At 52.1% G+C, this 21,377-nt stretch carries 21 protein-coding genes; 17 read left to right on the plus strand and 4 right to left on the minus strand.

What is annotated here, in order from left to right; all coding sequences use genetic code 11:
• Positions 1-83: 83 nt before the first annotated feature.
• From recA to pduL, 9 genes are all read left to right on the plus strand, one after another.
• Positions 84-1,136, plus strand: a complete 1,053-nt coding sequence (gene recA, locus J2T14_RS09285; RefSeq protein ID WP_307470062.1) for a recombinase RecA — start codon at positions 84-86, stop codon at positions 1,134-1,136.
• A 104-nt stretch (positions 1,137-1,240) separates the two neighbouring features.
• Positions 1,241-1,930 carry a RecX family transcriptional regulator gene (locus tag J2T14_RS09290; RefSeq protein ID WP_307470065.1) on the plus strand — a complete coding sequence of 230 codons (690 nt, stop codon included), beginning with the start codon at positions 1,241-1,243 and terminating at the stop codon, positions 1,928-1,930.
• A gap of 213 nt (positions 1,931-2,143) precedes the next feature.
• On the plus strand, positions 2,144-3,685 hold the full coding sequence (gene rny, locus J2T14_RS09295) for a ribonuclease Y (RefSeq protein ID WP_307210418.1): 1,542 nt from the start codon (positions 2,144-2,146) through the stop codon (positions 3,683-3,685).
• Positions 3,686-3,777: 92 nt separating this feature from the next.
• Positions 3,778-4,578 carry a TIGR00282 family metallophosphoesterase gene (locus J2T14_RS09300; RefSeq protein WP_307470068.1) on the plus strand — a complete coding sequence of 267 codons (801 nt, stop codon included), beginning with the start codon at positions 3,778-3,780 and terminating at the stop codon, positions 4,576-4,578.
• A 136-nt stretch (positions 4,579-4,714) separates the two neighbouring features.
• Positions 4,715-4,975, plus strand: coding sequence for a stage V sporulation protein S (locus J2T14_RS09305; protein WP_006036664.1), 261 nt, complete (start codon positions 4,715-4,717; stop codon positions 4,973-4,975).
• Between the two features lie 222 nt (positions 4,976-5,197).
• Positions 5,198-6,133, plus strand: a complete 936-nt coding sequence (locus tag J2T14_RS09310) for a dipeptidase (RefSeq protein WP_307470071.1) — start codon at positions 5,198-5,200, stop codon at positions 6,131-6,133.
• 291 nt (positions 6,134-6,424) lie between these two features.
• Entirely contained in the window at positions 6,425-8,182 is a 1,758-nt protein-coding gene (locus J2T14_RS09315) for a 2-oxoacid:acceptor oxidoreductase subunit alpha (RefSeq protein WP_307470073.1), read from the plus strand.
• A complete protein-coding gene (locus J2T14_RS09320; RefSeq protein ID WP_307210397.1) occupies positions 8,160-9,026 on the plus strand; it encodes a 2-oxoacid:ferredoxin oxidoreductase subunit beta in 867 nt (288 codons plus the stop codon). Before J2T14_RS09315 ends, J2T14_RS09320 begins: the two co-directional genes overlap by 23 nt.
• A gap of 97 nt (positions 9,027-9,123) precedes the next feature.
• Positions 9,124-9,696 carry a phosphate propanoyltransferase gene (gene pduL / locus J2T14_RS09325; protein WP_307470417.1) on the plus strand — a complete coding sequence of 191 codons (573 nt, stop codon included), beginning with the start codon at positions 9,124-9,126 and terminating at the stop codon, positions 9,694-9,696.
• A gap of 71 nt (positions 9,697-9,767) precedes the next feature.
• On the opposite strand, the gene J2T14_RS09330 is transcribed toward pduL, so the two are convergent.
• Positions 9,768-11,264 (minus strand): MDR family MFS transporter, encoded by a 1,497-nt coding sequence (locus J2T14_RS09330; protein WP_307470076.1) that lies wholly within the window; start codon positions 11,262-11,264, stop codon positions 9,768-9,770.
• Positions 11,265-11,455: 191 nt separating this feature from the next.
• On the opposite strand from J2T14_RS09330, the gene J2T14_RS09335 reads away from it, so the two are divergent.
• The 6 genes from J2T14_RS09335 (at position 11,456) to J2T14_RS09360 (ending at position 16,184) form a co-directional block, all read left to right on the plus strand.
• Entirely contained in the window at positions 11,456-12,058 is a 603-nt protein-coding gene (locus J2T14_RS09335) for a TetR/AcrR family transcriptional regulator (protein WP_307470084.1), read from the plus strand.
• Positions 12,059-12,234: 176 nt separating this feature from the next.
• The gene (gene miaB / locus J2T14_RS09340; RefSeq protein WP_307470418.1) at positions 12,235-13,779 is read left to right on the plus strand and encodes a tRNA (N6-isopentenyl adenosine(37)-C2)-methylthiotransferase MiaB; all 1,545 of its coding nucleotides are present in this window, start codon (positions 12,235-12,237) and stop codon (positions 13,777-13,779) included.
• Between the two features lie 23 nt (positions 13,780-13,802).
• Complete coding sequence (locus J2T14_RS09345; RefSeq protein ID WP_307470087.1) at positions 13,803-14,321, plus strand: RicAFT regulatory complex protein RicA family protein; 519 nt, start codon at positions 13,803-13,805, stop codon at positions 14,319-14,321.
• A 144-nt stretch (positions 14,322-14,465) separates the two neighbouring features.
• Positions 14,466-14,684, plus strand: a complete 219-nt coding sequence (locus J2T14_RS09350) for a hypothetical protein (RefSeq protein ID WP_307210383.1) — start codon at positions 14,466-14,468, stop codon at positions 14,682-14,684.
• Positions 14,685-15,169: 485 nt separating this feature from the next.
• Positions 15,170-15,493 (plus strand): sigma factor regulator N-terminal domain-containing protein, encoded by a 324-nt coding sequence (locus tag J2T14_RS09355; RefSeq protein WP_307470092.1) that lies wholly within the window; start codon positions 15,170-15,172, stop codon positions 15,491-15,493.
• On the plus strand, positions 15,444-16,184 hold the full coding sequence (locus J2T14_RS09360; RefSeq protein WP_307470095.1) for an anti-sigma factor C-terminal domain-containing protein: 741 nt from the start codon (positions 15,444-15,446) through the stop codon (positions 16,182-16,184). Before J2T14_RS09355 ends, J2T14_RS09360 begins: the two co-directional genes overlap by 50 nt.
• A gap of 73 nt (positions 16,185-16,257) precedes the next feature.
• On the opposite strand, the gene J2T14_RS09365 is transcribed toward J2T14_RS09360, so the two are convergent.
• Complete coding sequence (locus tag J2T14_RS09365; RefSeq protein ID WP_307210376.1) at positions 16,258-16,887, minus strand: biotin transporter BioY; 630 nt, start codon at positions 16,885-16,887, stop codon at positions 16,258-16,260.
• 125 nt (positions 16,888-17,012) lie between these two features.
• Here J2T14_RS09365 and J2T14_RS09370 point away from each other — a divergent pair, with 125 nt between their 5' ends.
• Both J2T14_RS09370 and J2T14_RS09375 read left to right on the plus strand, forming a co-directional pair.
• On the plus strand, positions 17,013-17,870 hold the full coding sequence (locus J2T14_RS09370; RefSeq protein ID WP_307470097.1) for an energy-coupling factor ABC transporter ATP-binding protein: 858 nt from the start codon (positions 17,013-17,015) through the stop codon (positions 17,868-17,870).
• Positions 17,848-19,542 carry an ATP-binding cassette domain-containing protein gene (locus tag J2T14_RS09375; protein ID WP_307470100.1) on the plus strand — a complete coding sequence of 565 codons (1,695 nt, stop codon included), beginning with the start codon at positions 17,848-17,850 and terminating at the stop codon, positions 19,540-19,542. The genes J2T14_RS09370 and J2T14_RS09375 overlap by 23 nt, the downstream gene beginning before the upstream one ends.
• Here J2T14_RS09375 and J2T14_RS09380 read toward each other — a convergent pair.
• Together J2T14_RS09380 and J2T14_RS09385 are read right to left on the minus strand one after the other, a co-directional pair.
• The gene (locus J2T14_RS09380) at positions 19,537-20,130 is read right to left on the minus strand and encodes an HAD family hydrolase (RefSeq protein WP_307470103.1); all 594 of its coding nucleotides are present in this window, start codon (positions 20,128-20,130) and stop codon (positions 19,537-19,539) included. The genes J2T14_RS09375 and J2T14_RS09380 overlap by 6 nt on opposite strands.
• The gene (locus J2T14_RS09385; protein WP_307470106.1) at positions 20,127-21,338 is read right to left on the minus strand and encodes an MFS transporter; all 1,212 of its coding nucleotides are present in this window, start codon (positions 21,336-21,338) and stop codon (positions 20,127-20,129) included. Before J2T14_RS09385 ends, J2T14_RS09380 begins: the two co-directional genes overlap by 4 nt.
• Positions 21,339-21,377 lie beyond the last annotated feature (39 nt).

Raw genomic sequence — 21,377 nt, forward strand, 5'->3', positions numbered from 1 at the left:
GAATGTATGTTCGAAAAAAATGCTTGGCAAGCAGTCGCAAGTGAGGTATCATACAATTATAAACGATGAAGGATGTGAGTTTCTTGTCGGACCGTCGCGCTGCGTTAGAAATGGCTTTGCGCCAAATCGAGAAACAATTTGGTAAAGGCTCAATCATGAAATTAGGTGAATCCACACACATGCAAGTAGAGACCGTGCCTAGCGGTTCGCTTGCTCTAGATATTGCGCTTGGAATCGGGGGTTTGCCCCGCGGCCGTGTTATCGAAGTATATGGACCGGAATCGTCCGGTAAGACGACAGTTGCTCTTCATGCCATTGCAGAAGTGCAACGCATTGGCGGACAAGCTGCTTTCATCGATGCGGAGCATGCGCTTGATCCGCTCTACGCCAGCAAGCTTGGCGTCAACATTGATGAGCTTCTGCTCTCGCAGCCTGACACTGGCGAGCAAGCACTAGAGATCGCTGAAGCGCTTGTACGCAGCGGCGCTGTTGACGTTATCGTTATTGACTCCGTTGCCGCACTCGTTCCGAAGGCGGAGATCGAAGGCGACATGGGCGATTCGCACGTCGGCCTACAAGCCCGTCTGATGTCGCAAGCGCTGCGCAAGCTGTCCGGCGCGATTTCGAAGTCGAAGACGATTGCAATCTTTATTAACCAATTGCGCGAGAAGGTTGGCGTTATGTTCGGCAATCCGGAGACGACGCCAGGCGGACGCGCACTGAAGTTCTATTCCAGCGTACGTCTTGATGTACGCCGCGTCGAGACGCTTAAGCAAGGCAATGATATGGTCGGTAACCGTACGCGTATCAAGGTCGTGAAGAATAAGGTTGCGCCTCCGTTCAAGCAAGCGGAGATCGACATTATGTATGGGGAAGGCATTTCGAGGGAAGGTTCTTTGATCGATATCGGCGTGGAGATGGATATCGTTCAGAAGAGCGGCGCGTGGTTCTCATACGAGGGCGAGCGTCTTGGACAAGGCCGCGAGAACGCGAAGCAATATCTGAAGGATCATAAAGACATTGCTGCTGTTATCGAGAAGAAGATTCGTGATGCGAGCAATCTATCGGCTACGGCGCAGCAAGCGAACTTTAACCAAGAGCCGCAAGAAGAAGAGGAATTCGAAGATTTGGAATAATATTATATGCAGCATAACCTATAGCTAGTGTCGTTTCGCCGTCCCGCAGGGGGCGGCGAAGCTTCGTTTAAGCGACGTTATCGTGTCAGGAGGCAGACAGCACAGTGGATGGGGATCACACGGCAGACGGAGGCTGGATCATCTTGTCGGTCAAGCAGGACAAGAAGGAGAGGCGGCGATACCATTTGTTCGGGGACTCGGAAGACCCGCTATTAAGCGTCCATGAGGATATACTCATTAGGTTCAACCTTATGAAGGGGCGATTGCTTATGGAGTCGGAGCTGGACGAGATTAGAACCGAAGACGAGCGTTATCGCGCTTATGCATTAGCGGTCTATTATCTTGGCGCGAAGCCAAGGACGAGGAAGCAGATCGAGCAGTATTTAAAAAGGAAGCAATTCGAAGAAATGAATATTGGCTACGCGCTTGACCGTTTAGAAAGCGAGCATATTGTGGATGATGAACAATATGCGCATCAATTCGCGGCTCAACGTCTGAAGAGCGGGCTCAAGGGCAGACATTGGATCAAGCAAGAGCTTCAGCAGCTAGGCATCTCGCAGGAGTTGGCCGGAGAAGCGCTTCGCACGCTGAACGAAGAAGCGGAGTTAGCGTCCGCAAATGCGGCTGCGGGCAAGAAATGGCGTTCGCTTAAAGGCACGCCGAAGGAAAGAAAACAGAAGCTGATCGTCTTTTTGCTTCGGCGAGGCTTCCCAGGAGACATTGCTAGAGAAGCGGTAAAGTCAGTCGAAAGTGAAGAGGAAGAGGATGCTTTCGGCATGGACGAGGGGTTCTAAAGGAAGCTGTAAGCCGTTTTCGCTTGACAATTGATTTTACGAAACGATAAAATGAGGATGTATTCCTTCTATTTTGAATCAATTTTCCTTCCAAAAGTTGATTCGAAACGATTATTTTCGTCAAAATGGTAGATGAGAAACGGTTTGGAAACCGATTGAAAACCTAATATCATTCCAGGTGCAAGCTTGGTGTGCAACAAGGAGGTGAACAAGATGCATTATGCAATTTGGATCTTGATCTGTCTACTTGTTGGCGTAATTTTCTTTGTGATTGGTTATTTTATTCGAAAGTCGATTGCAGAGGCTAAAATTTCGAGTGCCGAGCAAGCCGCAGTCCAAATCGTGGAGAACGCGAAGAAGGAAGCGGAGGCACAGAAAAAGGAAACCGTACTTGAGGCAAAAGACGAAGTCCATAAGCTCCGTTCTGAAGCCGAGAGAGACATTCGTGAACGACGCAACGAGGCTCAACGTCAAGAACGACGTTTGCTCCAAAAAGAGGAGTCGTTGGATAAAAAGTTAGAAGCGCTAGAACGCAAAGAAGAATCTGTAGCCAACAAAGAGAAGCGGATCGAAGAAACGCAGGAGCAGATCGATTCCATCTATAAGCAGCAGCTCAGTGAATTGGAGCGTATATCCAGTCTGACGATGGAAGATGCGAAATCGATTATTTTGTCAAATGTTGAACAGGAAGTACGGCATGAGACGGCACAAATGATTAAAGAGATCGAGCAGCAAGCGAAGGAAGAAGCGGACAAAAAAGCACGTGACATTATTTCGCTAGCTATTCAACGCTGTGCGGCGGACCATGTGGCGGAGACGACGGTATCTGTCGTAACGTTGCCTAATGAAGAGATGAAAGGCCGCATTATCGGGCGCGAAGGCCGCAATATCCGTGCTTTGGAAACATTGACCGGTATCGATCTCATCATCGACGATACACCGGAAGCGGTCATTTTGTCTGGATTTGACCCGATTAGACGCGAAATTGCTCGTACATCTTTGGAGAAGCTTGTGGCTGACGGACGTATCCATCCTGCCCGCATTGAAGAAATGGTCGAGAAATCCCGCAAGGAAGTGGATGAGCGTATCCGTGAATACGGGGAGCAAGCTACTTTCGAGGTTGGGGTGCATGGCTTGCATCCGGATCTAATCAAGATTCTGGGCCGATTGAAATATCGGACGAGCTATGGACAGAACGTGTTGAAGCACTCCATGGAGGTTGCTTACCTGACAGGTTTGATGGCAGCGGAGCTGGGCGAGGATATTACGCTCGCGAAGCGCGCAGGCTTGCTGCATGACATCGGGAAAGCGCTTGACCATGAGGTGGAAGGCTCGCATGTCGAGATCGGCGTAGAGCTCGCTAAGAAGTACAAGGAGCATCCTGTTGTCATTAACAGTATTGCTTCCCACCACGGCGATTGCGAGGCGACTTCCGTTATCGCAATGCTCGTAGGAGCAGCTGATGCCTTGTCGGCTGCGCGTCCTGGAGCACGTCGTGAGACGCTTGAGACGTACATCAAGCGACTGGAGAAGCTTGAAGATATCTCTGAGTCGTTCGAAGGCGTTGAGAAGTCGTACGCGATTCAAGCTGGTCGTGAAGTGCGCGTTATGGTACAGCCAGAGAAGATCGACGATACGGAAGCGTTCCGACTCGCACGCGACATTACGAAAAAAATCGAGAGCGAACTCGATTATCCGGGGCATATTAAAGTCACCGTTATTCGTGAGACAAGAGCGGTTGAATACGCGAAATAATCAACGAACCAGATATGCAAGACGGAAAAGTGGCTGCTCGTCAGCCACTTTTCTGCATGATTGCGTACAAATAGAAGGAAGTGGAATTTAAATTGAGTACGAATGTATTATTCATAGGCGATATAGTTGGCAATGTAGGAAGAAGCGCGCTTAAGCGGGTATTACCCGCTCTGAAAAGCAAATATAATCCGCATATTATTATTGTGAATGGTGAAAATGCAGCCGCCGGTCGCGGGATTACGGCAAACATAGCGAAGGAATTTTTCGAATGGGGCGTCCATGGCATTACGATGGGCAACCATACGTGGGATAATAAAGATTTGTTCGAATGGATCGACGATGAGCCAAGGCTCGTGCGTCCAGCCAACTTTCATGAGAGTGCGCCAGGGCAAGGTATGGCGTTCATCAAGGCTAACGGCAAGCAGCTTGCCATCATTAATCTTCAAGGAAGAACGTTTCTGCCGCCGATTGATTGTCCGTTCAACAAAGCGGATGAGCTAGTTGAGCAGGCAGGGCAGAAGACGAACAACATACTTGTTGATTTTCACGCGGAAGCAACGTCCGAGAAAATCGCTATGGGCTGGCATTTGGATGGCAGAGCCTCTATCGTCGTTGGAACGCATACGCATGTCCAAACGAATGACGATACGATACTGCCGGGCGGTACGGCTTACTTAACCGATGTAGGCATGGTTGGTCCGAAAGAAGGCGTGCTTGGCATGGAGCGGAACGCGGTGCTGCATAAGTTCATTACGCAAATGCCTGTCCGATTCGTTGTTGACGAGGGCAAGTGGCATCTGCATGCCGTATCCGTCCAGCTTGACGATACAACCGGCAAAGCGACCAGAATGCAAAAAATTCGACTCACCGAGGACGAATGGCTGCTCATGTAATGTTCTGAATCTCTGAAAAGAGCGACAATTCAGAATTGCTTGTAAAGTGCGACGAATAAAGCAGGAATTTTTTAACCTCCCTCGAATACTATTTAAAAGTGGAATCCATCCAACATTCCCAGGGGAGGTACTTTTCATGGATGTATTAAAAGTTTCAGCAAAGTCCAATCCAAATTCCGTTGCAGGCGCATTGGCTGGCGTTCTAAGAGAGCGTGGCGGCGCTGAATTGCAGGCTATCGGTGCAGGAGCGCTCAATCAAGCAATCAAGGCGGTAGCCATCGCACGCGGGTTCGTCGCTCCCAGCGGGGTGGATCTCATCTGCATACCGGCCTTTACAGACATCGTCATCGACGGCGAGGATCGAACGGCGATCAAGCTGATCGTGGAGCCGCGATAACAACAAAGCGGTAAAGAGGCGGCGGAATGTCTGGATGAACTTTTAAAATCGTTCGCCTGTTTACGACGTAGACAGGTTTTTTTGAATTCTAAGGAGATATTAGAGACTTCACTACAACCACTTAGAATGCCCCGCGTAACGACGATTGCGTAGCGCCGCCTTCAAGGACGGCGTTTGCCGTCTACGCTTATTTGCATACTATTCCGATGTGTGAGGTGTTTCATGAAAGTAGTTGATTTTCACTGCGATGTACTCTGCAAGCTGCTGGAAGACGAGCAGTTGACGTTCCGCGGCAACAAGTCCGGAGCGCTCGACGTCACGTATGAGAGGCTCCAGGCAGCAGATACGGTGCTTCAAACGTTTGCGATATACATACCGAGAGCATTAAACGGAAGACTGGAGCCGATACTGGAAAGCATTGATCGATTCCATGAGCATGTGCTCGCATGCGAAAATATGTTGTGGGTACGATCCGCTCGCGATTTAGAGACATGCCTTGCAACGGGCAAGATCGGGGCTTTGCTCTCGCTTGAAGGCGTAGACGGCCTGCAAGGCAAAATGTCGATGCTGCGCACGATGCATAAGCTTGGCGTTCGCGCGGCGGGGATGACCTGGAATAACGCCAATTGGGCGGCGGATGGCGTTATGGAGCCGCGAGGAGGCGGCTTGACGGGACTTGGCCGGGAATTCGTGGATGAATGCGATAAATGGGGAATCCTATTGGATGCATCGCATTTGTCGGAACAAGCGTTTTGGGATACGGCGGAGCGTACGGCGAGGCCGATTATCGCCTCGCATTCGAATGCGAAGCGGATATGCAACCACCCGCGCAACTTGTCCGACGAGCAGATTAAGCGGATTATCGAGAAAGACGGTATGATCGGCATTACGTTCGTTCCGTATTTCGTAGCGCAAGCGGAACGAGTGACGGTCGATGACGTCGTTCGGCATATTGAGCATATGTGCGAGCTTGGCGCCGAGCGTTCGATTATGCTTGGCTCGGACTTCGACGGAATCGACGTTTATGTAGAGGGACTGGCCCATCCGGGAGAGCTCGTCCATCTGAAGGACGCGTTATTGCAGCATTACACGGAGCAGCAGACGGAGCGGTTTTTCAGCGGCAATGCGATCGATTTTTTGTTGAAGCATCTTCCGTAACATTAAATTAACATACCATCTCGTTGTGATATGAATTTCATCTAAACAAACTATCGTTTCCATTAAGCGGTTACATCTTGCAATTATGCATTTTGACCTATAAAATTGTTGTGACTGTTATAAGATGATACACATTTATGGTCGGAGAATGTTCATATACGATTTATTTTTTATGGAATGACGGACTTAACAGGTACGATGTCGTCTGAGGGCCGGCGACAATCGTTTATGCTTGCCGATCAGGACAAATGCAACTTTTACTGATATGGCTACAAAGAGGAGATGGGCATTTTGATTAGTCAATTGTCTTGGAAGATCGGGGGCCAACAAGGGGAAGGCGTAGAAAGCACAGACCGGATTTTTTCCACCGCGCTCAACCGACTAGGTTATTATTTATACGGTTATCGTCATTTTTCATCAAGGATTAAGGGCGGACATACTAACAATAAAATTCGAATCAGCACGAAACCGATCCGCGCGATTTCGGATGACTTGGACATATTGGTCGCATTCGACCAAGAGAGCATCGATTTGAACGCAGTTGAGCTTCGTCCGGGCGGAGTCGTCGTAGCGGATGCAAAATTCAATCCGACGATTCCGGAAGGCATCGACGCTAGGCTGTTCGCCGTTCCTATTACGGCAATGGCGGAGGAACTCGGCACGTCCTTAATGAAGAACATGGTCGCCTCCGGCGCTTCATGGGCTCTCCTTGGCTTGCCGCTTGAAGTATTCAATAAGGCGGTTGAAGAAGAGTTCGGGCGCAAAGGCGCGGCAATCGTGGAAAAAAATATTGAAGCGGTTAAGCGCGGCGCCGAGTTCGTCCTTGCGGAAGCGGGAGGACCGCTGGATGCGTTCAAACTGGACGAAGCAGACGGCAAGCAGAAGCTGTTCATGATCGGCAACGAAGCGATAGGCCTCGGCTCGATTGCCGCAGGCTGCCGCCTCATGTCGGCGTATCCGATTACGCCGGCCTCGGAAATTATGGAGTATTTAATTAAGAAGCTGCCGAAATTCGGCGGCACGGTCGTGCAGACGGAGGATGAGATTGCCGCGGTCACGATGGCGATCGGCGCTAACTATGCCGGCGTACGTACGATGACGGCATCCGCAGGCCCGGGCCTTGCTCTTATGATGGAAGCGATCGGCCTTGCAGGTATGACCGAAACACCGCTTGTTATCGTGAATACGCAGCGCGGAGGCCCTTCTACCGGCTTGCCGACAAAGCAAGAGCAATCGGACTTGAACGCCATGGTATACGGCACGCACGGTGAAATTCCGAAGGTTGTCATTGCTCCGGCATCGATCGAAGACTGCTTCTACGATACGATTGAAGCATTCAACGTCGCGGAACAATATCAAGTGCCGGTTATCTTAATGACGGATCTCCAACTGTCTTTAGGCAAGCAATCGTGCGAACAGCTTGATTATAGCAAGATCGAGATCAAGCGCGGCAAGCTCGTTGACAACGTTCCTGCACTTGAAGGCCCGGAGTTATTCAAGCGCTATGAATTTACCGAAGACGGTGTCTCGCCCCGCGTTCTGCCAGGCGAGAAGGGCGGATTGCACCACGTCACAGGCGTTGAGCATGATGAAGTAGGCCGTCCGTCCGAGAGTGCGATTAACCGTCACAAGATGATGGATAAACGTCTGAACAAGCTAAACAATCTGTACATTCGTGATGCCCTGCGCGTAAACGCACCGCATCAGTCGCCTGACTTGCTCATTATCGGCATGGGTTCGACTGGCGGTACGATTGACGAAGCAAGAAGCTCGCTTGCGCAAGAAGGCGTAACGTCGAATCATATCACGATTCGCCAAATCCACCCGTTCCCTACGGAATTGCTGCTGCCGCATCTGCAAAGCGCAAAAAAAGTTGTCGTTATCGAGAACAACGCGACGGGTCAGCTTGCATCGCAAATTAAAATGAACGCCGGCTTCGCAGAGAAAATCGAAAGCCTGCTCAAATATGACGGTAATCCATTCCTGCCTGCACTGATTTATAAAGCCTGTAAGGAGCTGATCGAAGATGGCAACATTCAAAGAGTTTAGAAATAATGTCAAACCCAACTGGTGCCCAGGCTGCGGCGACTTCTCGATCCAAGCTGCCATTCAGCGCGCTGCAGCCAACGTCGGATTGGAACCGGAGGGACTGGCTGTTATATCCGGTATCGGTTGCTCGGGCCGTATCTCAGGTTACATTAACGCTTACGGCTTCCATGGCATTCATGGTCGCGTCCTTCCGATTGCGCAAGGCGTAAAGCTTGCCAACCGCGAGTTGACCGTAATCGCCTCAGGCGGCGACGGCGACGGCTTTGCAATAGGTATGGGCCATACCGTTCATGCGATACGCCGAAACTTGAACGTGACGTATATCGTTATGGATAACCAAATATACGGTTTGACCAAAGGACAGACTTCGCCGCGAAGCGCGGAAGGGTTCAAAACAAAATCGACGCCGGAAGGCTCAATCGAAACGACGCTATCGCCGCTGGAGATTGCTTTGGCTGCTGGCGCTACGTTCGTCGCCCAATCGTTCTCGAGCGATCTGAAGCAGTTGACGAGCTTGATCGAGCAAGGGATTAAGCATGAGGGCTTCTCGCTCATTAACGTATTCAGCCCTTGTGTTACGTTTAACAAAATCAACACGTACGACTGGTTCAAGGAAAATATCGTAAATCTGGAGCAATTCCCGGATTACGATCCGACGAACCGCGTCGTTGCGATGAACAAAATCATGGAGACGAACGGCATGCTTACAGGCCTGATCTACCAGAATACGACGCGCAAGTCGTACGAGGATTTGATTACGGGCTTCAAGCCGGAAGCGCTCGCGAAACAAGATCATATGATTACGCCGGACGAATTCCAGAAGCTTGTAGCTGAATTTAAATAAGTGGTATGATGGGCATACGGTCCGCGGGCCGTATGTTTTTTTTTGTATGCGGCAAGGAAGCAAGAACATCACTAAGAACTGGGAGCGTGACGATATGATACATAAACAAGTGCCAATCGGCGTATCTGCCAGACATATCCACCTATCTGAGGAGCATGTCGAGGCACTGTTCGGGGCTGGTTATACATTGACGGAGATGAAGCCGCTATCGCAGCCGGGGCAATATGCGGCGAATGAGACGGTTGCGGTGATCGGGCCGAAAGGAGAATTCGCGAAGGTGCGTATACTGGGGCCGGTTAGGAAGCGGACGCAGCTTGAGGTGTCGCGCACGGACGCATTCGCCTTAGGCGTAAAGCCCCCTCTTCGCGAGTCTGGCAATATTGCCGGATCTGCGGGCATCAAGCTTCAGGGGCCTGCTGGCGAGGTTGCGATCGAAGAGGGAGTAATCGTAGCTGCTAGGCATATTCACTTCAATACGAGCGATGCCGAGCGCTGGAATATCGAGGATAAGCAGCGCTTGCGAGTTCGTGTCGGCGGCGATCGAGGCGTCGTATTCGAGAATGTCGTTGCACGGGTATCGGACGAGTTCGCACTCGATATGCATATCGATACGGATGAAGCAAACGCTGCGGGCATTGCAAACGGCGATACCGGCGAGATTATCGACTAAATGTTCTTGGACAGAAGACAAGGAAGCTGCTTCCGCATACGCGGAGAGCAGCTTCTTCTTTCCCTCAAATATTAGTGACCCATCATCATGGTAACGTCTGGCTTCTCGCTTGGGTTGTCGCCAGGTACTGTCTTCGGCCTGCGCAGCAGGAAGGAGAACAGTACGCCGAGGATCCCGATGCAGCCGAGTACGAGGAACGTGTCTCCATAGGCGGAGAAGAATACGTCCGGACCCGGGTTACTAGCCATGTGATGCTCGGCGCGGCTAGCTAGCAGCGTCGAGAGGCCTGCTACGGCAAACGACGTCATGACTTGCTGCGCGGCCGCAGTCAGCGATGTGACGCGGCTAACGAGTTCCTTCGGAGCGGCTTGGATGATATGTGTATTAAGCGGCATCATCGACAAACCCATGCCGGCGCCAATCAAAGCAAGCGGAATCATAAGCGAGATAAGCGTCGTTTCCGCCGATATTTGCGTCAACAGGAAGGTGGCGATCGTAATGATGACCATACCGGACAGAACGACAGGCCTCGCGCCAAGCTTATCGAACAGCTTGCCGCCGATCGGCATGAAAAGGGCGGCGGCGAGCGCTTGCGGAAGTAGAATCAGACCTGTCGTGAAAGCGGAATATTCCTTGACGACTTGCAGATAGACCGGAATAAGGAAGATCGTACCGAACAAGGCGATTTGTACGATCCACTGAAGAATGACGCCGCGCGTGAAGTTGCTCGATTTGAATACGCGCAGCTCAAGCAGCGGTTCGCGGCGTCTAAGCTCAACGATAATGAATATGATGAGCGCAACCGTACCTACGATAATGCCGGTAAGCGTTTCTGGGGAAGTCCAGCCGCTTCCGGTTCCTCCGCCTTCCCCGCCGCCTGCAGAGCTTACCCCGTAAGCGAGGGATGCAAAGGCCAGAGGAGCGAAGATCATGCCTAAGTAGTCAAGTGCCGGAACGGTCTGGCGTTCGATGCGCGGCAATGTGCGAAGTCCGATGATTACGGCAACTACTCCGATCGGCAGGTTGATAAGGAAAATCCAATGCCAAGTGACATAATCGATGAGCCAGCCTGCGACGACCGGGCCGAGCGCAGGCGCGAGCAGCATCGGAATACCGATCATGCCCATAACGGCGCCTTGCTTGCCTGGAGGGCTAAGTCTGTAAGTAAATGCCATCGCGATTGGAGCTACCATACCGCCGCCAAGACCTTGAATGATGCGGTACACGATAAGCTGCTCTGCGCTTGTTGCAAGGGCGCAAAGCCCGGACCCGAGGGTGAACATGATGATCGACAGCAGGAAAATTTGTTTAGCGCCGAATCGGTCGGACAGCCAGCCTGCGAGCGGGATAACGGCTGCTTGGGCCAGCGCGTATCCGGTAATGGTCCATTGAACGATCGTCATGGAGCTTTGGAAATCGTCCATAAGCCCTTTCAATGCTACGTTCATTGCCGTACCGTCCAATATAACCATGAACATGCCGACAATAATGGCGAGCAGAGGCGCGATTATGCTCTTAATCGAGAGATCGGCGCTTTCCTGCTGCGGCCTGGATGAAGCAGAAGCCATTTTATTTTCCTCCTATCCGACTGTCGCGATATGCCGTATCTCTAGACGTTGACCTGCAACCATGTACAGGATACAATGAGAACGACTACCGCATTTATATAGCGGACAATTGTCCGCACTATTGAATCATAATGACGATAGCATAAAATGTCAATCCTTTAACGGTAAAATAATTGAAGGAGAAATGAGCAATGACAGCAACGGACAGCGGCAGAACGAAACAAGATTTGAGCGCTGCGATTTTGCGGACTGCAAATCACTTGTTTAACGAGCACGGGGTTGAATGCGTCAGTATGCATCAAATCGCTAAATCGGCCGGCATCGGACAAGGCACGCTATATCGGCGCTATGCCAATAAAGGCGACTTGTGCATGGATGTGATGAAGGATAGCTTCGAGAGATTCAGCGTCGAAGTCGTAAACGATTTGAAGCTGCAAGCGGATCGGCCCGTTCAGGATCGGTTGTACGGTGTAGTTTGCAAGGTTATTTATTTTCTGGAGACAAAATCCCGTTTTCTAGGCGTTATGCATGCCTCGCAACTGAGCGATGTGCAGAAAACCGATTTTTTCGATTCGCCGCCATATCATTTTTTACATGGCATTATGTGCAGTTTGCTGAAAGAAGCAGCCGAGCATGAACTTGCATATCCAATCGATGCGAGCTATGTCGCCCATTCCTATATATCGGTGATGTCGCCGCATACCCACATGCATCTTCGCATGAGATGCGGGTATTCGCTGGCCGATGTGCAGGAGCAGTTCCGCTCGACGCATATAGCGCCTCTGTTCAAATAAAATAGAACGCCATATGAGTCAGCAATCGCCGGTCAAGCATGGATATATGTTCCGTAAACTGGTATAATACTGAATTGGACTATGATAGCCGGAAACTATTTATGCATCTATAAGGAAGTGAGAAAGCCTTGACTACCGATCGTAACCAAGAGGACAAGAACAAGAGTAACGTCCAGATGAAGGATTACTCCAAGTATTTTGATTTCAGCGATGCGAAAGTGATTGAACAGGACGACAACTCGACGACTTACCGGATCAAAGGTAGAATCATTAACATAAATTCGGCGCCCAGCCATAAGGACGAGAAGAAACGCGGCAAAGAGGATATCGAGGTCCATTACGATTTCTCGATTCCGGAGGAGCTGCAATCCCTTGGATCAGGCAAACATTATTTGATCCAGACATACGGCTGCCAGATGAACGAGCATGACACTGAGGTCATGAAGGGCATGTTCGAGCAAATGGGATATACGGCGACGGAGGATCGGCAGCAAGCGGATGTTATATTGCTCAACACTTGCGCAATTCGCGAGAATGCGGAGGATAAGGTATTCGGCGAGTTAGGCCACTTGAAGACGCTGAAGCTGGAGAAGCCCGATTTGCTGCTTGGCGTATGCGGCTGCATGTCGCAGGAGGAGTCGGTCGTCGGGCGTATTTTGCAAAAGCATGCTTTCGTCGATATGATATTCGGAACGCATAATATTCATCGTCTGCCTTATCTGCTGCAAAATGCTTACTTCAGCAAGGAAATGGTCGTCGAGGTATGGTCCAAGGAAGGCGACATCATAGAGAATATGCCGAAGAAGCGGGAAGGCATGCGCGCTTGGGTCAATATTATGTATGGCTGCGACAAGTTCTGTACGTACTGCATCGTTCCTTATACGCGAGGCAAGGAGCGCAGCAGACGACCGGAGGATGTTATCGCGGAGGTGCGCGAGCTTGCAAGGCAAGGCTTCAAAGAAATTACGCTGCTCGGACAAAATGTCAATGCGTACGGCAAAGACTTCGAGGACATCGACTATCGCTTCGGCGATCTGATGCAGGATATGTCGAAGATCGATATTCCGCGGATTCGGTTCATGACGAGCCATCCGCGCGACTTCGACGATCATCTGATCGAGGTGCTTGCTCAGGGGGGCAATCTTGCCGAGCATATACACCTGCCTGTCCAATCCGGCAGCACGGAAACGCTTAAGCGGATGAGCCGTAAATATACGCGTGAAGCTTACATGGAGCTGGTCGGCAAAATCAAGCGGGCCATTCCGGATGTCGTGCTTACGACGGATATCATTGTCGGTTTTCCAGGGGAGACGGACGAGCAGTTCGAGGATACGTTATCGCTGGTGAGAGATGTCGGCTTTGACTCCGCCTACACTTTCCTCTATTCGCCTCGAGAAGGTACGCCTGCCGCGGTCATGGAGGACAATGTCCCGCTTGCCGTGAAGAAGGAGCGCTTGCAACGGCTGAACGGACTGCTGGGGGCGATTGCCCGGGAGAAGAACGAGCAGCTTCGCGGACGGACCGTAGAAGTGCTCATCGAAGGCGAAAGCAAAAACAATGCGGACGTTCTATCGGGACGTACCCGCACGAACAAGCTTGTTCACCTGGAAGGGCCGAAGGAATGGATCGGACAATTCATTCACGCAAAAGTAACCGATGCGCAAACTTGGTATATCAAGGCCGAGGCGCTTGATATGCATACACAAGAAGCAGTTAGCTAATGACGATACAGGAGAGATGATAAATGGCAAATCAACAGACAGCGGCAAACAATTCGGTTCAGCAAGGTCACGATCATGGGCACGAGCATGCGAACGGCGAGTTCTGCAGCAATCATGAAATTCCGTCGTTCCACACGCGCGACCTCATCGTCCGCGAAGATATTATGAACAAAGCGAAAGAGCTTGCAAGCCTTATCTATACATCGGAAGAAGTGCAGCATTATCGCCGCGCCGAGAAACAAATTAACGGCAACGAGCGCGTTCAAGTGCTTATCAACCAGATCAAGAAGAAGCAGAAGGAAGTTGTGGCGTTCGAAACGACGTTTAAGAACGCCGACATGGTGAAGAAGATCGAAGGCGAGATGGAAACGCTGCAGGACGAGCTGGACGGCATTCCGATCGTAACGGAGTTCCAACAAAGCCAATCGGATATCAACTACTTGCTGCAGCTTGTCGTGTCGATTATACGCGATACGGTATCGGAGAAAATCAACGTAGAGGACGCTTCGCCGTCCGATGATCCTGAGGAATGCATCGAATAAGCGAAGCCCTCAATCGGAGAAACCCGCGTTTAATCACGTCGGGTTTCTTTTTAATTTTCAAGTCGGCGGCTTGGCTCGGGTTGAATACCGAAAAATAGGGGCGTATACTGGGGAGGAATCAGATCGGGAAGGGAGAGAAGGACTATGACGGTTGGAAAAATGGTGCGCAATGTCTTGCTTGGTCTTATATTTGGCGTGTTGGCAATCGGACTTATGCCTTTTTTGATCGTTTTCAATTGGGCCGAAATGCTTAATCTGGCCGAATTCGAAGCTTCGCCGCTCTTCATGCTTTTGGGTCGCTATATCGGGCAAGGAAAGCGTAACGGCAAGTCAGACGAACCTGAGCGGCAATCTGATCAATAACTTATTTCGCTCCGCTATCATTTCTTTCATGCCCCGGAGAAGTCGCCTAAATATAGGCTCTTCTGCCGGGTCTTTTTTTTCTATGACTGACCAATCGACATACAAAACGGCGTAGAACATAATAACTGGAATTTCTACCGTTAAATGAGCCGCTCTACGCCCACTTTCATCAAGTAGATGGAATTTCTCCTGTTAATATCACCGTTTTACGGTCGGATAGGTGAGATTGCTTTCATTAACATGAGGATTTCCTGTTTTTTTATACTTTTGGTCATTTATCAATAAATAACTGGAGGAATTCCCTTTAATTCAGACAAAAAGGAAGGAAAGCTCAGCCCAGAGGAGCGGAAGGAGCTGGAGGAGAAGCTCGGCAAGCTGGAGGTATATCAATCGCATCTCGATGAGCTGTTGGAGTCGGAGGAGCAAGGAATCATGGCGGGAGAGAATCGTTCGATACAGTTGAATCCGAAGCGGGCAAGCAACTGATGCGCGGCAAATGGCGGGCCAGAACAGGGAGCATAGGCGGCGTGATCGGTATTTTGCTAGCGGCAATGATAATTAATTCGATTCTTTCATCGATTAATTACCGCGCGGGAACGCGGGAGAAACGAGAAGTGTATAAGGATGTCATTGAATCGGCCATTGCCGCGACAAGACCGAATATGAATATAAGATTAAACAGCAATACTTCATCTTTGTTAGGAATAAAGTATTACGGAGATATGGTGAAGCAAGTCGGCGATGAGCGCGTTGGGGGATATGAATACAACGATGCTGCTCGGTTGGCCAAGAATGATCGATTGGAATGAAAGCAAGGATTCGTACGGTAAGTTTGGCAGCCGTTTTTACTTGCCTGACAATGACATTGAAATTATGGAAGCTCCAGGCTCATCGAAGCTAAGCATGTTGCCGGAGGGGACGGTTGCCGAGGTCTATGTGTCTTTCGATCGGATGTATACGACGGATGAGGCGCCTATACTGTTCGAAGGCAAGGATATGAAGCCGGTCTGGTTGGCTGTGTATACCGGTGAGGCTGGAGAGGAAGGGACTGCAATTGTAAGCGCTCCGGTCGGTTTCCCGACGCAACCCATGTGGCATGCGGGCGATGGGGTTACGACGGTCTCCAATGTGAAGAAGTTTTTGTGGAGGACGGTCGAGAAAGGGACGGTTACTTCTTATCCTAGTATTGAATCATACGGAAGCGGCGTCGCGCGGAATGATAATTTCTTGAGCACGCTGCGTTTGTTAAGCGAGCACAAGGAGATTACGAATTATTATACGAGCTTCTTCGAAGTGGACCGGGTTCTTGAATATGTCGAAGAAAATGGGGTTTCGATCTACGGAATGGTCGTAACAGGACCGACGAAGGAGCTGTTGGCGCTAAAGGATGCTACATTCGTTAATTACATGCATGTAGGCGAAGTAAGGTTATGGAACTGGGGGGGGGCGACAGTAGAATCGAAGATCTCCGCTGCTCCTCATAAGAAAAAAGCTGTCTGATCACTCTTGATCTGTTAGGATCAGAAAAATGAACGGACAGCTTTTTTTGTTTGCGAAAGGATGGGAGATGGGATTACGCTTTTACCGTTTTGGGAAAGCCGCCGGCGTTACGGCGTGCTCCGGTTGACGAGCGGATGTAGGAAATGTAAGGTGTTAATGAGATGGCTACCACCGCTCCGAGAGCCGATTTTAATGCGTCTCCGATAATGAACGGGGAGAAACCGAGTGACATGGCTTTGGCAAAGTCCCAGCCCAGCACATGCATCAACCACGGGATGCCTGGTAAATAGGCTGCCAGCGAGCTGAACAATTCGAATGTTACGAACAGTACGATGAATAAAACGATTTTATTGCGCTTAATGCTTTCGTTGCGAAGTACCCAGCTGACGGCGAGGCTAATGAGCAGTGCGCAAAATGGGAACGCAATAATAAAGCCTCCCGTGTGACCGAGTAAATACGAGATGCCTCCCTTGCCATTAAATAGCGGAAGTCCGATGGCTGTTAACAAGATGACGACGACGATGCTCAAGAAGGCGTTGCGCGGCGTAAGGAACAAGCCGGCGAGCAATACGCCGAACGTCTGCATCGTAATCGGCACGGGCGATAAGCTGAGCTTGATCGACAATGAATTCATGATAATGAATAACGCCGCGAATAAGGCGGTAAATACGAGCGCTCTAATATTATTGGATTTGGATGGCATAGCTTGGGATCGACTCCTTTTATGTAGTTGCTTTTTGAATGTTAACCAACTATATTTTAATAATGGTTAACAATTCGCATTGTAGCATAGCTAATCTGTTTGGGGAAGAGGTTGGGTGAAATAAATTGGATTTTACTTCTGAGGTGGAACTGTCGGCAATTACGGTTAAGCCGATAGCGTTCACTGAGCAGCAACAGCGGCAAGAGCCGATTTTGAAGCAGGTACATTTACATATAGGATCCGGCGAGTGGATTACGCTTCTCGGGCGAAACGGAAGCGGGAAAAGCACGCTTGCGAAAGTGATCGCAGGCGCTGCGGTTGAAGGGCTGTCGGGCGACGTTATACGGTCGGATCCATCCGGACGGCTCGTGCCGATCGTCATGCAGCGGCCCGAAGCATCCTTGGTCGGATCAACGCCTTGGGAAGACGTCGTGCTCATGTTGGAGCAGAACGAGGCGGAGGAGGAACGAATAGCGGGATTAGCCGAGGAGGCTCTGAGTTTGGTTGGCCTTGGCGAAAGGCTTCATCAGCCTATCGGTACGTTGTCTGGCGGACAGAAGCAGCTCGTTGCTATTGCCGGCTGCATCGCCGTCTATTCGCCGCTGCTCGTCCTGGATGAAGCGACATCGATGCTCGATCCGGAGGCGTCCGCGCTCGTGCTTGAGCAAGCGAGAGCGATTCATGCCAAAGGAACGACCGTCATATGGATTACGCAGAAGCTGAACGAGCTGAATGAACGGGATCGTATTGTCGCCATGCAGGATGGCCGCATCGCCTTTGATGGGACCTCGACGAGTTGGTATGAAAGAGTCAATGGGCATGAAGGTGCCAGCGTATGCGAACGGCTAGGCTTCGATGCTCCCTATACGGTCCAAGTCGCTTGGGAGCTGGAGAAGCTTGGCTTGACGCTCGATCCATTCCCGATCGTTCCGTCTATGCTGGCGAAGGCGGTGAGCGGCTATGGTAGCCGATTGGACGCTTAAGGAAGTGACGGTTGTAACGGATGGACCCGATCGGAAGACGTTGCTGAAAAACGTGAACATGCGGTTCGAACCGGGAAAAATAACGTTGCTTGTCGGCCGTAACGGAGCGGGCAAGTCGACGCTTCTTGAAACGCTGGCGGGGCTGCGAGAGGTGCGGTTTGGCGAGATTAAGCTTGGAGAAACGCCTCTCTGGATGAAGAAGGGGCGCCTCAAAAGATTGAATGCGCCCGTGTTGCTGCAATTCGGGCTGTCGATGCAGCATTCGGAGTCGCAGTGGTTTCTGTCCACCGCGCGCGCCGAGCTGCTCTATTCGATGAAGCCGTACAAGGTGACGGCGAAGGAGGCGGAGCAAAGGATCGAGCGGGCGATGGCGTCGGCGGGGCTTGACGCCGAGCTGCTTGAGCGCGATCCTTGGACGCTTAGCGGCGGACAGCAGCGACGTCTGTCGCTCGCCTGCCTGCTGGCGTGCGAGCCGGAATGGCTGTTGCTGGACGAGCCGACGGCGGGGCTTGACGCCGTCGGCATCCGCAGCCTATGCGCGGTGCTGGAAGTGCACAGGGCTGCGGGGCGCGGAGCAGTCGTGGTGACGCACGACATAGGCGCGCTGCTGCCGCTCGCAGATGCGGTTGCCGTCGTCGAAGACGGCAACGTCCGCGAAGCGGCTCCCGCTGCGGCGGCGCATGCACATGCCGCAGCGGCGCCGGAGGCGCTCCGCGCGCTGGCGGCGCTGCGCGGGGCGGCGGCTCTGCCGCCGCAAGAGCCTGCAGCGCCCGCGCGGAGCGGCGGGACGCCGTGGCCGTCGCCGCGCGAAGCAGCCGCGGCGGCGGCAGAGCAGCTGGCGCGCCGCGATAGCGGGCGCGCCGAGCCCCTCGCGGCAGCGGCGGCCCATACGCCGCCTGCCGCTGCCCAGGCCGCTGCCGCCCCATCGGGGCGGTCGCCGCGCGCGGATACATTCGATCCGCGCGCGCTCGTCGCGGCCTACCTGCTGCTCGCGGCAAGCTTGCTCGCGCAGCGGAGCTTGGCCGCGCTTGCGCTTGCGGCCTGCGTAACGGCACTGCTTCTAGTACCCTATCGGCAGTTGCTATACCGATGGGCAGGCGTCATTCGCGCCTATGCCTACTTCATCGTCATTGTCGGCGCGATCAGCGGTATCCGGTTCCGGCCATTCGCTTTCGAATGGAGCAGTGCCGAGCCGACCGTGCTCAGGCTTTGCCAATTGCTCGTCGTCATGCTGCTCGGCATGCCGATGCTTCAATTGGTAACGCCGCTCCGACTGCAGCGATCGATTCAACAAACATTCGGTTGGTTGGCGCGTTTGCATATTCCGATCCATTCGTTTGCTTTACTCGTTACGTTAATATTCCGATTCATTCCGCTGCTGGCGGGGGAGTGGGAGAGGTTCGCGAAGCTCGCGCATGCGAGAGGAAAGGCGATTACGCCGCTGCGCAGCGTCCCGGTGAGAATGATATATGCCGTCATCGTTCCATACATTCGTTCGATCGTACGACTGGCGGAGCAGATGGCCGATGCGCTGGAAGCGCGCGGCTTCGGACTTGCGAGACAGAAGCCGACCTATGGATTTCGCTTGCGACTGGGCAAACCCGACTTCCTTCTGCTTACCGTTGCTCTCTTGGCCAGCGCAATCGAACTGATAATCGCCGCCTCCTTATAGGAGAGCGGCGATTTTGTTGATCCAATGTCCATCTTCATCGGCGAGCAAAGTCTGCCAGCCATGCCGTTCCGCTTGTCTGAGATTAATGTCCTGATCGTCGACGAATACGATAGGAGCTTCTTGCGGCAGCTGCCCGTTAACATAAGCATAGATGTCGGCGCTAGGCTTCTTCATGCCGATCTCGCTGGAGAGCGTGACGGTACCGAGATGATGCCGGACCGGTTCCAGCAGCGGATTCACCCACTCAGCCACATGATTGCTTAGAATATGGATGTCGGCCCGCTCGCTCCAACCGGCAAGTTTCTCCATAGCAGGCAGCGCAGTGAGACTCTCCGACAAATACTGCTTGGCTTGTCCATCGTCTAACGAAGGAAGCTGCAGCAGCAGCCACTGCCAGAATGCCGGCTCCGTTATTTGCCCCGTCCAAAGCTCCTTCGATATTCGCCGCTTATAGTCGGCATAAAAGCTTTCGACTGCCATTCCGGACGCCTCGGCGAGCTTATGCCAAAACACCGGCGATAAGTTCGTTGCCAGCACGCCGCCAATATCCAGCACAAGCTGCGTCCTCTTCCTGTTCATAGCGTTCATAAGCCGATGCCCTCTGCCGAGGAGGGCTTCGCTCTGCGCGCCGCTGCTCGTTCCTGCGAAGACCAGAGCCAAACGAGCAGAGCAGCGGCAGCGCCCAGCAACGCACCGAACACGAAGCCGCTGTCCAGTCCCCAGCTCTCGTTCAGCCATCCGGCGAGGAACGGCCCGGAGAACATCCCGATTGCGTAGAGCGCCTGATACAGTCCCATTGCCGTCGCTCTGCCAGGCAGTTCCACGTCGCGTATGGATAGTGCAAGCAGAAGAGGCAAATGAAGACCTTGGGCAAATCCATTAATCGCTTGAGTAAGGACGAGCATCTCGTACGATTGGAACAAAGCCATCGAAGCGGTGCATAACGAGCTTGCGACGAAACCGATTCCGATCGTGCCCCAATAGCCGAATCGGTTAACGAACCAGGTTGCCGTTACCGACGAGGCTATCGCATGGGGGAGCATGAAGGCAAAAACAAGCAGCGTCAGCAACGAGCCGTTGGCCCCCAGCTGTTCGGCTTTGAGCGGCGTGAAGCCGAACATCGTGATGAACAGTACGCCATGCGCCAGGATCGAAAGCACCGATACTTGCAGCAGCATTTTCGTTCGAATAACGCTTCTAATCATGGCGAACGACATGGCCGGCCGGCTGCCAGCCTCCAGCTTGGGTTCTCTTAGCATTAGCGCAAGAACGAGTCCGATTGCCGCCAGTATGCCGCCCGTGATGAAGGGAGCATGCTCGCCAAATCCGTCGTTCAGCCAGCCGCTCAGCACCATGCCAAGCATTTGTCCCGAGACGATCATTACGCTTATATTGCCCATCGCGCGGCCCGTCTGACCTGCTCCGAAATAGCTTGCGTAAAGGACGGTGAAGGCGACCCAGGTTGAAGCGCAGATCCCCGCCATCATACGGCCGGCAAGCGGCCATATCCAAATGCCCGGGATAATGAACAGCAGACAGCTAAGTCCGGCCGTTACCATGCCAAGGAGGACGAAAGGCTTCCGCTTGCCCCACTTGTCGGACATAATGCCGAGAGGGAACCGGCCTAGCATCTGGACGAAGCCGTAGCTGCCAAGAACGATGCCGATCATTTGGAGCGATATTCCGCGGCCGCTTAAGTATGGAGTAAGGATCGGAACGTAAGTGTACATAGACGTCCAGTAAAGGATAGTGACGATGGTGAACAACAGTCTTTGCGAGCGATCGTTAGCTGTCATAGTCGTTTTAAAAAACTCCTTTCCCTAACACTTTAGCGC

The organism is Paenibacillus harenae (assembly GCF_030812415.1).
GTDB classification, from domain to species: Bacteria; Bacillota; Bacilli; order Paenibacillales; family Paenibacillaceae; genus Pristimantibacillus; species Pristimantibacillus harenae_A.

What these genes read in the sequence shown, in the direction of transcription:
- rny (WP_307210418.1), top strand. Translation starts at nt 2,144, where the DNA reads ATGCATTATGCAATTTGGATCTTGATCTGTCTACTTGTTGGCGTAATT.
- J2T14_RS09305 (WP_006036664.1), top strand. Translation starts at nt 4,715, where the DNA reads ATGGATGTATTAAAAGTTTCAGCAAAGTCCAATCCAAATTCCGTTGCA.
- J2T14_RS09310 (WP_307470071.1), top strand. Translation starts at nt 5,198, where the DNA reads ATGAAAGTAGTTGATTTTCACTGCGATGTACTCTGCAAGCTGCTGGAA.
- J2T14_RS09320 (WP_307210397.1), top strand. Translation starts at nt 8,160, where the DNA reads ATGGCAACATTCAAAGAGTTTAGAAATAATGTCAAACCCAACTGGTGC.
- J2T14_RS09330 (WP_307470076.1), bottom strand. Translation starts at nt 11,264, where the DNA reads ATGGCTTCTGCTTCATCCAGGCCGCAGCAGGAAAGCGCCGATCTCTCG.
- J2T14_RS09335 (WP_307470084.1), top strand. Translation starts at nt 11,456, where the DNA reads ATGACAGCAACGGACAGCGGCAGAACGAAACAAGATTTGAGCGCTGCG.
- miaB (WP_307470418.1), top strand. Translation starts at nt 12,235, where the DNA reads ATGAAGGATTACTCCAAGTATTTTGATTTCAGCGATGCGAAAGTGATT.
- J2T14_RS09345 (WP_307470087.1), top strand. Translation starts at nt 13,803, where the DNA reads ATGGCAAATCAACAGACAGCGGCAAACAATTCGGTTCAGCAAGGTCAC.
- J2T14_RS09350 (WP_307210383.1), top strand. Translation starts at nt 14,466, where the DNA reads ATGACGGTTGGAAAAATGGTGCGCAATGTCTTGCTTGGTCTTATATTT.
- J2T14_RS09355 (WP_307470092.1), top strand. Translation starts at nt 15,170, where the DNA reads ATGCGCGGCAAATGGCGGGCCAGAACAGGGAGCATAGGCGGCGTGATC.
- J2T14_RS09360 (WP_307470095.1), top strand. Translation starts at nt 15,444, where the DNA reads ATGAATACAACGATGCTGCTCGGTTGGCCAAGAATGATCGATTGGAAT.
- J2T14_RS09365 (WP_307210376.1), bottom strand. Translation starts at nt 16,887, where the DNA reads ATGCCATCCAAATCCAATAATATTAGAGCGCTCGTATTTACCGCCTTA.
- J2T14_RS09375 (WP_307470100.1), top strand. Translation starts at nt 17,848, where the DNA reads ATGGTAGCCGATTGGACGCTTAAGGAAGTGACGGTTGTAACGGATGGA.
- J2T14_RS09380 (WP_307470103.1), bottom strand. Translation starts at nt 20,130, where the DNA reads ATGAACGCTATGAACAGGAAGAGGACGCAGCTTGTGCTGGATATTGGC.
- J2T14_RS09385 (WP_307470106.1), bottom strand. Translation starts at nt 21,338, where the DNA reads ATGACAGCTAACGATCGCTCGCAAAGACTGTTGTTCACCATCGTCACT.